Below are 16,791 nucleotides of genomic sequence, written 5' to 3' on the forward strand. Positions count from 1 at the left end.
ATTTATTTCAAGTCAACGAATTTAATCGTTTAACTTAAAAACATGGTCTTGTTCATATCCGGATGTTTATATGGTGCTGATTGTAACCAATCCTGTACTTCCCTATATAGAACAAGTTGGAAACTGCCAAGTTAGAAGACTGTCATAGGCAAACTCTGAACTTTCCATTTTCCAGGCGAATGCTCTTTTGCAATGTTCCTAGAGGAGCTCTGAACTCTAAGTCTTCTTCACGGAATACATACCTGGACGGATACGCCGCATAACTTTTCACGGTCCAACCATCATGCTCTTCTGTCACGAATCCGTTGACACATCTTAAAGTGCCTCCTTCATCTCGATAGAGGTACGTTGTAGTTCCAAACCCCAGCAAATAAGCTACTAATTCCTCACCCATATCCCAATCATCCCCCGATACATCGGAGAACAAAGCGGCAAACAGCGGATCGTCTGCTCCCACGAACATCGATTGCCCAAAACGATTACGCGACAATTCCGGCATGTTCAAGTTGGGGGCAGATACACTATACGTCGATGCGGCTTCACCTTGCTCCAGCCTGCGCGGGGTGGATTTTACATTCCAGTCATAGCAATGAAAGATTGCCATTGTAGAGCGATAAGCTGCTTCCAGATATTCTGTATTACCGAGATGTTCATACGCAACCAATGCCGACGATGCCGCTAGTCCGCCCCATAAGGAATGAATCATTGGAGACAGTGCTTCCCACCATCGATCCGGATTCTGCTGCCTATAGTCGTTGCTGAATCCGATATTCGCCAAAATAAGCTGACCATATTGTGAAGCCTTGTCGGTATGTCCAAGGAAACATAATGCTGTGCACGTTGGACCAAATCCGGCATTATCATAAAAGTGCTCTGTAACGGCTCCGCCGTAGTGCCGAACACCAATTTCCATTTCCCGACCAAAGCGATCCCATAGCTGTCGTAGTTGATTATGTAATTCAGCATATCCCTTGTCTTTCAACGCTTGCAGCAGTTCACGTATGTAAAGGATAAACACACCATTTAGACGTGATTCGTCCTTTTCTCGCTGACCTGAATGGCAATCTGGATCAAGTCGCAAACACATCACTTCGGCGGCCCACTTCAAATACTCGGAGGGAGAATGCAAATGAAGCAGCTCTTCATCCATTTGTGATAATAGATAAAAAACGTGCGCGATATAATCGAAATCGTAGATACGATAAAAGTTACCGTACAAAGGTTGCGGACGGGACAGATTACCTTCGATGAACCAGTGCATCTTCATATCCAGCACCGCTGCTGCTTCCGCCCTCATAACCTGCTCGGGAACAGGTGAAGACATCCCATTTTTCATCAATAAGAATGCCAATTTTCCCAGTGACTCACCTTGGTTAGATAACGGACGGAACGCATGGGGCCGAACCGCTGCCTCCCCGTCTTCATAGCTATTTACTGCCAGCCATTCTGCTCGCTTTTCAAGCAATGTATGAACGGGTTCAAGAACATTCCAAACCAGCATGTCACGACGTCCGTCCTTGAGTATCAACTCCAGCTTACGTTCTCCTGGTACGTCAGCGGATAGGGTCACTATGAACTCCTGTTCAACGACGAGGTTGCTAATTTGATCAGAGCCTGCGTCTAGTGACATAGACTTTTCTGAAGGAACCAGTAGTGTGGAGATATCCTGCTCTTCAATGCCATTCTGGTGTCCAGGCGCACTGTATAGCTTTAACGACCTTAGTTCAAGATCCCTAGGCAAACGGACTGAGGCTGTGAATTGTCCTCCTTCAGGCACAACGGGTGTAAAGTTCCAGTGAGGATGTCCGAGGACCTTGCCTTGGTGGTAGAAATCCGTCAGATTCTGGAATGACACAAATCCGTACTCCCAATTTTCCGCTTGCCCGGGCATTAACGTTAAAGAGTTGTAAGCGTCATCATAGATCCAATCAGTAAGTACCAAATCTTTCAAGGAGGTCCCATCCTCCACTAAAGAAAGCCTGTGGAATAACAAGCCGTCCAAAGATGGAGAAACTTGCTCCAGAAAGCGGTTACAATAACGACAATGAGAACCCATGGTGGATGTATTCCCTCTGAGCGTGTAGATTCCCAGATGAGGTCCGTCGTTACTTCGTCGTACAGCAGCAAACTTGGCAAAGTTCCCCCCGATGTGCGTAAATACGGCGCAGGATTCATGCATGTTACGGTAAACATCTTGCGTCCGAAACATAATGTAGGCGAGAGAAAACCACACATGGAACCCTTGAATTTTAATGTTCTTATCCGATTCATTGGTCAGTTTGATACCCCAGCGGAATTGATCGCCTTCCAGCAAATATGAAAACAAGATCTTGACCTGTACATCTTTGAACTCAACAGTAACATGGTTCGTGCTATGTTTCGTAATATTTGGCTCAAACATCGAGCTTTGAACAAACCTATCATTCAACTGCATACTCCATTCGCCAAAGAGCTTATCCTCATCCTCTTGGAATCCAACCTCTTGCAAATAATGAGGATCTACGACCCAATTCATCTCATGCGGATCATCTTTCATCACCAATGACTGAACGGCACCACGTTCACCAAACTCGATCCTGAATTTTTCATTACTAAGAATGGTCACCCAGATCTCCCTTTCATTGATCAGAATTAAGTTAAACGTTTAAATTAATTCAAAAAGAGAAACTTAAATTCCTCTTTGGTATTGCAAAGCCTACCTGCGTTGGTTCTATATATGGAAATTGGCATGCGCCTTTTTAGCTTTTAAGCTTCCGAACGGAATCGCGCTCGATCAAGCGACATTCCGGCATGGTTAGGTTTTGAATATCTTCTCCATGGATTAGGCGGTAAAGGGTTTCTATCGCTAAATATCCCATCTCATGAAGCGGTAATCCCATTGTTGTCAGACGTGGGCTCAGGTAATCGCTGAATTCCCGATCATCAAAACCAACTACAGAAATATCTTCAGGAACGCTTAGCCCCTTTTCCTTCGTGGCCTGAAGAACCCCGACGCCCATAACATCGTTCATTGACAGAATCGCAGTCGGCGGATTGTCCATGTCAAGTAGCTCGTTAGCGTACCTGTAGCCCGAATCTCTTTCCCAATCCCCCATCTTTATTAACGAAGGATCAAACGGCAATTCAAAATCGGTGACTGCTTTGTAATAACCGTTTAATCGGCGTCTTGAAGGGATTGAATCCATTAAGCCACTAATAATTGCGATGCGACTGTGTCCCATTTGTACCAAGTACGACATCGCTTCATAAGATGCCTGTTCATCATTATACTGAATTGAAATATCGTCTTGTGTATAACCGTAGGTGTATATAATCGGTTTACCTTCAACATTGATTAGACCTGTCAAGTCGCGAGTGTGAACTCCGATGTAAATGATACCATCCACCTGTTTACCGAGCAGTTCAGATACAGCACTGCCTGCATACTTACGGTAAGTTTCGACGTCTTGAAAATTACGGCCAATTCGTTTGTCGAGCCTAAGGTTAACCAGCAGGATATGTAGGTCGTGACGGTCTCCAAAGTCGTTTATACCATCGATAATATCCGGAGCGTTAAAAACAGTCACATCCTCCGTAATAACACCAATTGTGTTGGTACGGTTACGTTGGAGGCTTTTAGCAATCTCGTTCGGTTTGTAATTCAATGCTTCGATAGCCTCCTGGACCCTTCTGCGCGTTTCGGGACGCACATTGCGAGTACCGTTGAGTACATAGGAGACTGTAGCAATAGAAACATTAGCCCTAAGTGCGATGTCCTTTATGCTAGTTTTTCTCATAGGTCTCTCCTGTCTAAGCATACGAACCATCGTTCAATAGCTATTTAAACGTTTAGATTTTTTTGATAGTTGAATCTTACCTTACAATCACTGATTAAGCAACCTTTATTTTGGGTTTTACTTCCACTTTTTTTACTGAGACATTAGCGTTGATTGTGACTAATAATCTCTTTTATTAGACTTTAGGAACGAATTTATTAATATGTCCACCTATGTTTCGCGCAGATAGCATCATTCCAGCCATTCCTTGTGAAAATGCGACTAGTCGGATTAGCTTAATGAGAAAATATTTTAATCGACATGGTGCCATGTTCTTAACCTTTTCAGCGGTGGTGCTAAGTTCTTGCCTTAGGTCCTGATACAAGAAAAGTCGTTATTCAAGCGAAGTCTTATATTTATGTGGCTTTTATCTCGCCATGGAAGTTCCAGCATCATACTATTTAGGTATCTACCTAATCCGAAATGACACCAAGTTCTTGTCTTCAACTTGGGACAAGAACTTGGTTCCTTAAAACAAAAAAGCCGCTATAATAGCGACTAGAAATGGAACAATTTTCTTGTACCCCATTGACGATTGAGTTGTTCCTCCCTTCATTTTATCCGGGTAACGCCAAACCTCCTCTTGACGCAGATTCTTTTGTATTTCTACTCGGTTTGCACAGTAAATTTATAATAACTTTAAGCTTTGCGAAGCATTTGTCTCTCGCTTAGCTGTGAAAGCATATCCTTCGTCATGGCCTTCAAGTCGTAGCGGGCATGAAATCCCCATTCTGTTTTTGCTGCCGTCGCATCAATGGAATGCGGCCAGCTATCGGCTATCGCCTGTCTCTTCGGATCAACGTCATAATCTAGGATAAAGCCGGGAAACTCCTCTCGAATTGCTGCAGCGATCGCCTCCGGATCCACGCTCATAGCGGTGACATTAAATGAGTTTCGGTGCATCAACCGGGAAGAATCCGCTTCCATTAAATCGATGATAGCGTTTAGGGCATCCGGCATATACATCATGTCCATGTTTGTGTCTTTGGCGATATAAGATGTATACCGGCCAACCGTCACGGCTGCGTAATAAATTTCCACTGCGTAATCGGTCGTTCCTCCGCCGGGAGGCGTCATATAAGATATCAAACCAGGGAATCGCAGCCCCCTAGTATCCAGGCCGTACTTGTGAAAATAATAATCACAAAGCAGTTCGCCGGACACTTTGTTCACGCCGTACATCGTATTGGGCCTCTGGATCGTATCCTGCGGGGTATTGTATTTCGGAGTCGTAGGGCCAAAAGATCCAATGGAGCTTGGAGTGAACAATTGGCAGCCGAGCTCTCTGGATATTTCAAGTGCATTCATCAATCCGCCCATATTCAAATTCCAGGCAAGCAGGGGTTTCTCCTCTGCGGTAGCCGACAGCAGCGCAGCCAAATGCATGATGGTATCCACTTCGTACCGCTTGGCGATTTCGAACATCGCCTTATCATTCGTCACGTCCAGCAGCTCGAATGGTCCGGATCGGGTAATTTCGTGGGCTGATGACCTGAGATCCGTAGCAATGACGTGATCCGCACCATAAATCTCACGTAATTTAACAACTAACTCAGAACCGATTTGGCCTAGTGCTCCGGTCACCAAAATCTTGTTCATAAGACATTCCTCCCGAAATATACTCCCGCGAATACAGCTATAATGCAGCTAAATCAGCTTCATTTCCTTGCCAACTTTCTCATAAACAGAGATCACCTGGTCAAGCATCTCCTTGGTATGTGCAGCTGTCGGCATGTTGCGTATTCTTCCAGTTCCTTTCGGGACCGTAGGAAACAGGATTGCCTTGGCGTAAACGCCTTCTTCATAGAGCCGTTTGCTGAACTGTTGGGTGGTTACTTCATCGCCAATGATACAAGGTGTGATCGGCGTTTCGCTTTGGCCTACATCATATCCAAGACGGCTCAAGCCATTTTTCAAATGATTGCCGTTCTCCCATAGCTTCTCAATCAGTTCTTTGTCATTCATCAAAATGTCAACAGAAGCAATAGAAGAAGCGATTGCAGCCGGAGGTAGCGATGTCGAGAACAGAAACGGACGGCTTCTCAGCTTCAACCATTCGATCAGTTGTTTTTTACCCGCCACATAACCGCCGACAACGCCGATCGCCTTGGAAAGAGTACCAATTTGAAAGTCAATGCGGTCGGACAATTCAAAATGTTTCACGGTTCCCGCACCTGCTCCGAGAACGCCCGAACCGTGGGCATCATCCACATAAGTTATCAGATCGAATTCTTCTGCTATTTTCACGATTTCGGGCAGCTTTGCTATATCACCATCCATGGAGAAAACCCCGTCGGTGATGACCATAATTTTATGGTACTTACCGGATTCCTTGGCCTCTTTCGCCTGCTGTCTTAAATCATTCATATCCGAATGCTTAAAGCGAATCACCTTGGCTCTCGACAGGCGGCAGCCATCAATAATGGAAGCGTGGTTCAGCTCATCGGATAAAATCGCATCATGCTGGTCCATTACCGCGGATATAGCAGCCATATTACAGTTAAATCCCGATTGATACACGATAACGGCTTCTGTTTTTTTGAAACGGGCCAGTTTTTCTTCAAGCTCAATATGAAGATCCATCGTACCATTAATTGTTCTCACAGCCCCTGCACCTGCTCCGTATGTCTGCGTTGCCTTAACTGAAGCATCAATCAAGCGATAATCTGTTGCCAGGCCCAGATAGTTATTAGAAGACAAATTGATTAGGGACTTTCCGCCAATACGAATAACAGGACCATTTGCACCCTGCAATGTATCGATGAAGTTATATAGACCTTTAGTCTTTAGATCTTCGATGTTCGAACTTAAAAATTGGTCCAATGCTTGGCTTGACATTCAATTCCCTCCTTGATATACGTTTGTCCTTGTACAGGAGACATGTCATTCTGTAGAAAACCCTGTTATAAAGGGGTTTATACTAATTTTAATGTAGCATCTTTTTTATTCTTTGTACACATGTGGAGGACAAAAAGTGAAAAATACGCAAATAAACATAGTGATTATTCCCCCTTCACCGGAAGTAATCGCTATTCAATTTTTGTTTATATCTTTTGCCGCTCGGTAACTTCCTGTGCAGCAATTACCTCTTCTCCATGTGCTTTGCTATGTATTCCTTCATTCCTAGATCCGAAATCAACTTCTTGAGTGGAGTTGCAATACTGTAGAATCCTCACTTTTAACAAAAATAAAAACGAACTATCTAATGATAGTCCGTTGAATTAATTAGAGTTGAAGCCATCTAGTCACATCTTCAGATATAAGACCATTCTGACGATGTGTGACAGGCATTTCACTGATTTGTAGTAAAAAGTAACTATCGTGTGTACGCAGACACTCAAGAAAGTACTTCTCTAACAAATCAATATCATCCGCTGTTTTAATTAAATACACTCTGTCATGAAGATGTTTGACCTCAAAGAGATTATCCAGATGAAAGTTAATACACTCCTCGGTCCATCCGTCATTTTTAGGCTTATAGGAAAACAAATAGAGTTTAGATATAGTATTCTCCCCCTTTTATTCTTATAGCCCGCCTTCTTTTGAAGCAGTTCCCTTACGTGGATTAAATAACACCTTTAACAATGGTGGCGCTATTAAAGTTGTAAGTATGACCATTATAATAACTGAAGTGAAGTATTCAGGTAAAAGAAGCCCTGCTTGTAAACCAGTTGATGCAATAATTAATGCAACCTCTCCTCGTGATACCATCCCAGCTCCTATAGCAAAAGAAGAAACATTGCTGAATCCTGTAATCTTTGCTCCCAATGCACCGCCGAGTAATTTAGTCAAAACAGCAGCAACGGTTAGAACGATAAGGAATCCGATCTGTTGACCTACACCTTCAAATGAAACATTGAGACCAATGCTTACAAAAAATACGGGAACAAAAATTGAATATGCAATTGGCTCGATCTTCTTTTCAACAACATTCTTAAAATTTGTTTGTGAGATTGCAATACCGGCAGCAAATGAACCGATTATACCGGCCAAACCCATCAGATCAGCAAAGTATGCAAATCCAAAGCAAATGAAAAGTGCGATTGATATTATGGGCTCTGTTACTTTAAGAGTTGAGAGCCATTTCATAACACGAGGAACTATAAATGCCCCTGCAACAAATACACCTATGAAGAACAGCACTTTCTTTCCTACTAGAAGTCCCAAGGATACATCCTGACCTGTACCCAAGAAACTCATCATAAATGCTAATAGGATAACAACTAAAATATCGTCTACCACAGCAGCTCCAAGAATGGTTGTGCCTTCCCTAGAACTTAAACGATCCATATCCTTTAGCACTTGTACTGAAATGCTTACAGATGTTGCACTGAATAAAACTCCCATAAAAAGTGCATAGTTCGTTGATAATCCAAATAAATCTGCTACTCCAAATCCACCTGCAAAAGGAAGTATAATCCCACCAACAGCAACTGCAACTGCTGATCTCCAGTTTTTCTTTAACTGATCCAGGTCAGTTTCTAATCCAGCAATAAACATAAGTAATAATACCCCTACTTCAGAGACATAATGAATGAATTCATTATTATCAATCCACCCCAGAATTGCAGGTCCCAAAATAATGCCGACAACCAATTTCCCAAGTACAGAGGGTTGCCCCAATTTTACGGATACATGTCCTGCTATTTTTGTACTAACAATGATTAAAGCCAAATACCATATAAACTCCATTCTACCTACTCCTCAACAACAATATCTCAAACAATGCGAACGCGTTCCCCAACATAATAATAGACCTAAAAGCATAGGTCAATATAGCTTTTTAAGCAACAAAACAGGGTTATTACCCTTATGAAAACCCTCATTAATCCCCATATACGTATTTTTGATAAAAACTCTAAAAACGAGCATTAGGGACGTTTTTTAATATGTACAAAAAAACATAATAACCAGAAACGGAAACACAACGCAAGATTTCGGTAACAATATGACTCAAAGGCTACATTACCTGCTCGGTGAAGCACTAAGCGAATTGTGCTTTTATCTCGCCACATAATTTCTGTCATGATAATAATTAGATAACACTTTAATCGGTAAAAATGCTCTTGTCCCGCGACAGGAACGGTATGATAAAATGCATCCATAAATAAGAGTGTCCCGGGCAATCACCCGGGACACTCTTATTTATAAGTTGATATCCAATTATTTCGAAGACCAGAGTTCCATACGCTGAGCATATTTCTCGTTAATGATATCTTCCACTTTTTCATCGCCAGCCTTCTTCATATCCTCCAGCATCTTGTCAAAAATAGAGTTGGCTTCAGCTTCACTTGGAGCAATAATGGCTCTCGTAATGCTCTGATCCATAATATCCTTCACCTTCTGGGCGGTCAGTGCTTGAGGTGTTCCCCCATCCGGATTCAGGTTATCATACTGCGCTGTATCCCATACGGAATCGCCAAGACTCTTAATGGCCAGTTCATCCACTTCACTGCGCTGGAATTTGACCGCCATGTCATATGGCTGTCCGTTCGGGTCCAGACCATTTTTGATAAACCATAACCATTTGCGAACGCCGCTTTTCTTCACCGTATCATCCCAATTATCCTTGAAGCTTTGCAGGAATTCAGGTTTCGGTTGTCGCTTGCCATCCACCATGGTGTACTGTTCGCCTTCCCTGCCCCACAGCAGCAAATGCTGTCCTTCATCACTCGCCAGATAATTAAACAGCTTTATCGTTTCTTCAGGGTGTTTGTTGTTTTTGGTAATGGCTATTGCATCCCATCCAAGCGAACTTCTAGGGCCAAACGTCGTTTGAGCCGGATCTACACCTGGAGCAACAACTTTGTAAGCAAAGAGTTGATTCTTTTCCCCGCCATCCTTCTTCAAGGCCGCATTGCCGTTCCCCGGGTCCCAATATGCACCTGGGGTAGCAAACACCGCACCAGTCGTCAGCTTTTGAATCCAGGTCTGTGTTTTGCTAATCGCAAATTCCTTTTCGATCAGACCTTCTCTATATAAGCGATTCATGTATAACAGCATCTCACGATATTTTGGATCCTTGACATCATATTGCAGACGTCCGTTGTTGTCATAATACGTCTTTAAGCCCCACATGCCTTTGAATGTGCCCAGATTCGCACCCATGTTCTCCCCGTTCATCGTCATCGGAATGGACTCTTTGCCATCAATCGTATTGTATTTCTCTTTAAAATTTTTCAGGAGTGCTTCGAATTCGTCTGTTGTGAGGGGCTGTGAACCATCTGCTTTGTCCGGAAGAAACTCTTCCAACAGACTCTGTCTCATCAGCATACCGAAAACCGGATCACTGTCGAGTCCATACCAGTTTGCCAGATAGTAGTTCTTGCCGTCTGTATTACGTGTTTTGGTCAAGGTATCTCCGTACATTTCTTTCAGATCAGAACCATATTTCTCAATTAACTCATCCAGTGGAATGAATGCCCCACTTGAAATGTATTTGTCGAGGGAAGCATCTCCCCGGCTCATGACTACCACATCCGGATAGTCACCACTCGCCAGCATTAGGCTCAGTTTTTCTGTTGGATTACCCGTTGGCTGCTGGATGGAAATCTCTATGCCCGTCTTTTTGGTAATTTCCTGGGCAACCGCATCGGTAAAAGGTTCTCCTTTGGTATTGCCATCAAACCAGGTCAGCGTAATCGGCCCTTGCTCCCCGTCTTTACCTGCTGTATTGTTCTCCCCATCATTGGAGGAGCAGCCCGCCAGCAAACCAACGACTAATGCAGCTGTAATCCCCATGGTCATCCATTTTTTAGTCTTTGTTATTGACACCCTAATTCCTCCCAATGAATAAATTCCTGTTGTGCTAGATTGAGCATTTCCAAAACGATATTTGCCCACCCCCTTTCAGGGAGAGACCACTGGACAAGCCTTCCCTGTAACCGGATTATGGAACAGATTAACTTTTCACCGCTCCCAGAGTCATACCTTTAACAAAGTACTTTTGCAGGAACGGATACACCATCACGATTGGTAATGTGGCTACCATCGTAGCAGCCATTCGAATGGTATCGCTGGAAACGGCATTTCGTTTGGCCGAGTTGGCCAGCATTTGCGTTTGCGAAATCATGCCACCGGTCTGAAATTGATTCAATATTTTCACGAGCACGGCTTGCAGAGTCTTCAGATCCGAACTATAGGTGAACGCATAGGAATCAAACCACGCATTCCAATGCCCTATCGCTTGAAAAAGTCCCACTGTTGCAAGTACAGGTGTTGTCAGCGGCATCACAATTCGGAAGAAAATTGTCAGATCGTTAGCCCCGTCTACCCTCGCCGATTCTTCAATCTCATGGGGTAGCTGTTCCATGAAAGTACGGACAATGATCATATAGAAGACATTCATCAAACTTGGCAAAATGAACACCGAAAAGGTATCGATCATATTCAGCGCCTTAAGCACCATGTAGAACGGAATCAGTCCGCCACTGAAATACATGGTAAAAATAAAGTACAGGTTCCAGCCTTTGCGACCAATTAGATTCCGCCGACTTAGCGGATATGCAAGCATCGTAATGACGAGAACCGATAGCGGTGCGCCAATCAGCGTTCGTTTGACGGTTACCCACAGACCGTTTAAAATCTCGCTATCTTTCAAAATCTGCTGATAGCTATCCAAGGTCAGATCTCTGGGCCACAGATAAACGCCGCCTCGCACCGTATCCTCCGCGCTGTTCAATGAAAGAACGAGTATATTCCAAAACGGAAGAAATGTAACCAGTAATACGAGAATAAGAATGAAATATACAATAATTTTGAAAATACGATCTCCGAATCGGTTCAGAATCATTACAAGCGCTCCCCTCTGTCTTCTGTAGTTAGAACAACGCCTGGTCGTTCACTTTTCTGGAAATCCGGTTCACGATAAGGACAAGAATGAAGGCAACAACGGATTTGAACATTCCCACAGCAGCACCATAAGAGAACATGCTGTTTTGTAGTCCGTATTTGTAAGCATAAATATCAATAACTTCGGAGTATTCAAGCACGGTATTATTTTGCAGCAGGTATTGCTGTTCAAATCCTGCATTCAAAATGCCTCCGACCGCGAGAATAGCCAATATGACAATGGTAGGGCGCATGGATGGCAGCGTTATATGCCACATTTGCTTGAATCGGCTGGCTCCGTCCACCCTGGCCGCTTCGTAGAGCTCCGGATTAATGGAAGCGATTGCGGCCAGATACATAATGGCACTGAACCCCATCTCTTTCCACATGTTCGACAATGCGATAATCCACCAGAACAGAGGACCATTTTGCAAAAATGCAACGGGTTCTTTGACAATGCCCAGCAGAACCAGAATATTGTTAAGCATTCCATCCGAAGCGAGCAGCGTAATCACAATGTTGGCTGCAATAACCCATGAGATAAAATGCGGCAGATAAGAAACCGTCTGTACAAAACGTTTGAAAAATCCCTGTCTCGCTTCATTCAGTACAAGCGCGAGGATGATTGGCGCAGGAAATCCGAAGAACAGTGTCAGCAAGCTTGTCGCTAGCGTATTACGCATAACCCGATAGAAATCCCCTGTAGTAAAGAAATACTCAAACCACTGGAAACCTACAAATTCGGCATGGAAGAACTGATGTAAGAACGATCCCCCACCCGGCTGATAATTTGTAAACGCCATATATAGTCCAAACATCGGACCATAGGAAAATAGCAATGTCGCAATGAAGGCAGGAAGCATAAGCACGAATAACCATTTTTGCTCTTTTAGTCTGCTTATCAGATTATTGCTCCTGACTGTTTTGATAGCGCTTACCTTATGCATTAAGTACCCTCCCTTTTTCTATACAGCAGCATGGTCGGCCATATCTTGATTCAACTTCTCTCCTATTCATCATAAATTTGACACGGTTTACTCGCCATAGTTGAATTCTCCGAAAGATACCGCTTTTTAAAGATGTTTTTGTGCAAAGAGAGGATTGGATTTCCATATTCACTCTGCTATGATGAACTGTGCAACGAATATTCAGTCAAGAGAGGGCTTCCGGATGCGCCAATTTTATAGAAGATATATGTACATGCCTTTTGTAAACCTGAGTTTTCGTTCCAAACTGTTTATGGTATTTGTACTAGTCACGATCATTCCGATGATGCTGTTGGTTTATTTTTCCTATGAGCTAACCAAAACGAAGCTTACTGAGCAGATCTACATCAATATGACGAACTCAACGGCTCAGATCACTAAAAATCTGGAGAACAAGCTGGATAGTTACGAACACATTTCCGCCTCCATTTATTTGGATAACCGCCTTGCCAATTACCTTACAAACGAGTATCAGGATGATCCATCTTATCTGGATGTCTATAATTACATTGGCAATCGAATCGACACTGTGATGGCTGCCTACCCTGATTTTGATAGCGCATTCATTTATTCGGATAATCCGTCGCTGCCCAAAGACAATTATTATATCCGGCCGATCACACCCGAAGTTCAGGACACGGAACTGTTTCACAAGCTGCAGCAATCCTATGGGAACATTATTCATCTCTCCACGCCGCAGACAGAGAACGGTCCTGCCATGTTTACACTCGCCCGGCTGTTGAACAACAATAGTAATCAGTACCCCTACGGGATGCTGGTCTTTCAAATTTCCGAGTCAGTCATCTATTCTCTCATGGAAAAAGAAGCAGGTGGCAAAGATATTTTTATTATCAATGACAAGGGTATGATTCTGTCTTCAGCGGACAAACAGTTAATCAATACAAGCCTGCCCGAATTGCTTCATCAGAATTTTGACGAGACGCCTTCAGGCAGATTTGATACAACATATCAAGACGTGAAGGCTCTAGCGGTCTATAACACGCTCAAAAATGGCTGGAGAACGGTGTCCATTTTTCCGTATGACAGTATTATCAAGGATGCCAAATCACTCTCTCAGCTCATTATCAACATTTCTCTGGGCTTCATCGGCGTGGCGCTGCTGCTCATCTATATTACTGCTTCGCTGTTTAGCAATCGCATCAGAACGTTAATTCGGATGATTCGGCGAATTGAGCGGGGGGATTTCAACCCTACTCATGAGGAGCAAATGGGCAGTGATGAGATCGGACAGCTTCACTTTGCATTTGAACAGATGACAACTCGGTTGAAAAGTCTGGTTACCGAAGTCTACCAGAAAGAGCTGCAAAGCAAGGAAGCCGAACTGGACCTGCTTCAAGCTCAGATCAATCCTCATTTTCTGTATAATACACTCGGTTCGATCTCTTCTCTGGCCGTGAAGCATCAGGATCCACAGATTCAGGATATGGTTCTTCATCTGGCCAAGTTTTATCGAATATCCCTGAACAAAGGAAAGAGCATCCTGACCATCAATGAGGAGCTGAAACTGACCCAAAGTTATAATGCCATTCAACTGATCCGGTTTAAGGGCAAGCTGAACATCATCTACACGATAGATCAATCGATCCTGCCCTACTCGACCGTGAAGCTTGCCTTACAGCCTTTTGTGGAGAATGCAGTCATTCACGCTCTTTGGAATCAGGACCGGCCCCTAAATATCCATATCAAGGGCGTCATCGATAACAGTAGCATCATCTTATCGGTTATAGACGACGGAATGGGCATGCGGCGAGAGAAGCTTGAGGCTTTGTTTGAAGAGAAAGAAGGACGGGGTTATGGGATTTCAAATGTGGATCGGCGGATTAAGCTGAAATTTGGTGAATACTACGGTGTTAAAGTATATAGCAAGCTAGGTATGGGAACTACCGTACAGATCCGTCTGCCGCAAAAAGAGATCCAATAAAAAAGGAGTGCGATGCAGCCGTTATCGGCCTGCAAAGCACTCCTTTTAAACCGTTCTACAACATCCTATTATATCTGCTCACGAATACGATACACCAGGCTGTCAAAATCACCGCGCAAAGGCAACTCCACCCCGATGTTCATCAGCGCACGGCCACTGACCGTTAACCCCGGTTCTTCAATGAGATAGGTCTTGTCAGCCTGAAGGCCTGCCAAACGGAGTCTAGGCAACGGTTCACCCAGCTTCTGCGAATGAAGAAAAGCAAACAGTACATGGTCACCTGTCGCAGCATCACTGTACTGGACAGCAGTAACCCCCTTATGGCGAAGCGAAGTCAGACGGAATTGTCTGCCGAATTGCACCAGGTGGCGAATGGCTTTGTACTGACCGATGAATTCGCCGGACTGTTCAATCCATTCATCCCTCCACTCATTCAGATTGGAGCCAATACCAAGCGTACCCATCATTGCACTGTGGAAGCGATACTTCAGGGAGACGTTTCGACCGTTCATTCCTGTAGGTGACTCGGTTACCCAACAGGTCATCATACGTGGTGCGTACGTATACGAGAAGCCTTCCTGAATGCTCAGACGGTCGAACGCATCCGTATTGTCACTCGGCCAGGATTGGTCAGAATAACGGAAGATGCCCAGATCAATTCGCGAGCCACCTCCTGCGCAAGTCTCAAACTCGACATCCGGGAACTTGGCTCGCAGCTGTGCCCATATATCATAGAGACTCTGGACATGCCTTACCCATACTTCTTTCTGGCGGTTAATGGGGTGACCCTTCATGCCCGGCTCCGTGATGGTCCGGTTCATGTCCCATTTAATGAACCTAATCTCATGGTTGCCAAGCAGTTCGGTCATAAAATTGATAATGTATTGCTTAACCTCTGGCTTGGAAATGTTCAGCAGCAGCTGATTGCGAAGCTCCGTACGTCCCCGGGTCTCAAAATGATATACCCAGTCCGGATGTGCTCCATAGAGATCACTATCCGGGTTAACCGACTCCGGCTCCACCCATATGCCGAATTCCATCCCCAGTCCGTGAACCCGGTCAATCAGCTCAACAAGTCCGTTCGGGAACTTCTCTTTGTTCACGTTCCAGTCGCCCAAGCCCGCACGGTCGGAATTCCGCTGCCCAAACCAGCCGTCATCCACAACGAATAGTTCCACACCCATTTTGGCTGCCCTTTCGGCAAGCGCCATTTGGTCCTGGGCATTAACATCGAAATAGGTAGCTTCCCAGGAGTTGTACAGCACTTTACCGATTTCACTGCGCGGCAGTATGTAATTGTATTGGTACTGATGCAAGCGGTGGCTCATTCCGCCAAAGCCTTCCGGGCTGAATCCGCCGACAAAGACAGGCGTCTCAAACGTTTCGCCCGCACCCAGCAACCATTCATTGTCAAAATCATGGATGCCACCTGTGACCCGTACATTCGTAAATGGGGTCTTCTCCGCAACAATCTTCCAGTTGCCGCTCCAGGCAAGAGCACCAAACCATACCCCACCGCCGCTTTCTGTGGAAAGACCATCATCAATCGCAAACCATGGGTTGGCATGACCGTCAGTGAAACCTCTCCGCGATTCAAGTACCTTTTTTCCCTCTGTCAAAATGGTATTGCGCAGTTGGAATTCACCCGACCATTTCCCCGTAACATGCGTCAGGCGGTAATCCTGGAGATATGGCAAAGTCCAGGCTGCCGATTGCATGCTTTCCAGCACGATTTCCTCCTGTCCTGTATTTACGATATTGGCGTAACGCTCCACCAGATCGAATTCCGGGATGACCCGATATATCAGCTGCGTCTCAAGTGCATACACCTGATCCTTCAACGTGATTATCAACGTCTGTCTGCCGTCCTTTTCAGTAATTTCGTGATGGTCGTACCATACCCGGAGATCACGAACCCCATCAGGCATACGAACCTTCAAAGACGGTTCTGTATAAGATGCGCCTCCCCAGAAGCTGTACTCCTCCACTTCTCCTTCCACTTCCGCGTCAAAAGAGCTATGGGATTGTAGTTGGAGCAACGGAGCGCTGTCCTCAATATCAACGGGGTCACCCCAATACAGATGCTGGAGGTGTTCTCTCTCATTAATTCCGAAAAGGTAGGACGAATTTTGCGTCTGTATTGCAAATATACGTAGCTGTTCATTATATTGAATCGTCAAGTTTATCATCCTTTCGAGTTCCTGTTACCCTCGTGCTG

Annotated in this window: 10 protein-coding genes; 1 reads left to right on the plus strand and 9 read right to left on the minus strand. The window is 44.5% G+C overall.

What is annotated here, in order from left to right; translation table 11 throughout:
- Window positions 1-142 precede the first annotated feature (142 nt).
- The 8 genes from FE296_RS27010 to FE296_RS27045 all read right to left on the minus strand — a co-directional run bounded on the left by FE296_RS27010 (window position 143) and on the right by FE296_RS27045 (window position 12,592).
- Window positions 143-2,605, minus strand: a complete 2,463-nt coding sequence (locus FE296_RS27010; protein ID WP_150367039.1) for a hypothetical protein — start codon at window positions 2,603-2,605, stop codon at window positions 143-145.
- A gap of 133 nt (window positions 2,606-2,738) precedes the next feature.
- The gene (locus FE296_RS27015) at window positions 2,739-3,776 is read right to left on the minus strand and encodes a LacI family DNA-binding transcriptional regulator (protein WP_150367040.1); all 1,038 of its coding nucleotides are present in this window, start codon (window positions 3,774-3,776) and stop codon (window positions 2,739-2,741) included.
- Window positions 3,777-4,454: 678 nt separating this feature from the next.
- On the minus strand, window positions 4,455-5,414 hold the full coding sequence (locus FE296_RS27020) for an L-threonine 3-dehydrogenase (RefSeq protein WP_124114972.1): 960 nt from the start codon (window positions 5,412-5,414) through the stop codon (window positions 4,455-4,457).
- A gap of 48 nt (window positions 5,415-5,462) precedes the next feature.
- Complete coding sequence (locus FE296_RS27025; protein WP_150367041.1) at window positions 5,463-6,653, minus strand: glycine C-acetyltransferase; 1,191 nt, start codon at window positions 6,651-6,653, stop codon at window positions 5,463-5,465.
- Between the two features lie 687 nt (window positions 6,654-7,340).
- Window positions 7,341-8,507, minus strand: a complete 1,167-nt coding sequence (locus FE296_RS27030) for a cation:proton antiporter (RefSeq protein WP_150367042.1) — start codon at window positions 8,505-8,507, stop codon at window positions 7,341-7,343.
- A 471-nt stretch (window positions 8,508-8,978) separates the two neighbouring features.
- Window positions 8,979-10,589: an extracellular solute-binding protein gene (locus FE296_RS27035; protein WP_223869049.1), complete on the minus strand. Its 1,611-nt coding sequence runs from the start codon at window positions 10,587-10,589 to the stop codon at window positions 8,979-8,981.
- Window positions 10,590-10,716: 127 nt separating this feature from the next.
- Window positions 10,717-11,607 carry a carbohydrate ABC transporter permease gene (locus FE296_RS27040; RefSeq protein ID WP_029880772.1) on the minus strand — a complete coding sequence of 297 codons (891 nt, stop codon included), beginning with the start codon at window positions 11,605-11,607 and terminating at the stop codon, window positions 10,717-10,719.
- A 28-nt stretch (window positions 11,608-11,635) separates the two neighbouring features.
- A complete protein-coding gene (locus FE296_RS27045; protein WP_062322050.1) occupies window positions 11,636-12,592 on the minus strand; it encodes an ABC transporter permease in 957 nt (318 codons plus the stop codon).
- 253 nt (window positions 12,593-12,845) lie between these two features.
- On the opposite strand from FE296_RS27045, the gene FE296_RS27050 reads away from it, so the two are divergent.
- Window positions 12,846-14,573 (plus strand): cache domain-containing sensor histidine kinase, encoded by a 1,728-nt coding sequence (locus tag FE296_RS27050; RefSeq protein ID WP_190945583.1) that lies wholly within the window; start codon window positions 12,846-12,848, stop codon window positions 14,571-14,573.
- A gap of 68 nt (window positions 14,574-14,641) precedes the next feature.
- Here FE296_RS27050 and FE296_RS27055 read toward each other — a convergent pair whose 3' ends face one another.
- Window positions 14,642-16,762 carry an alpha-galactosidase gene (locus FE296_RS27055; RefSeq protein ID WP_150367044.1) on the minus strand — a complete coding sequence of 707 codons (2,121 nt, stop codon included), beginning with the start codon at window positions 16,760-16,762 and terminating at the stop codon, window positions 14,642-14,644.
- Window positions 16,763-16,791: the final 29 nt, after the last annotated feature.

Origin of the sequence: Paenibacillus sp. UASWS1643 (assembly GCF_008693195.1) — a bacterium.
Taxonomy (GTDB): domain Bacteria; phylum Bacillota; class Bacilli; order Paenibacillales; family Paenibacillaceae; genus Paenibacillus; species Paenibacillus amylolyticus_B.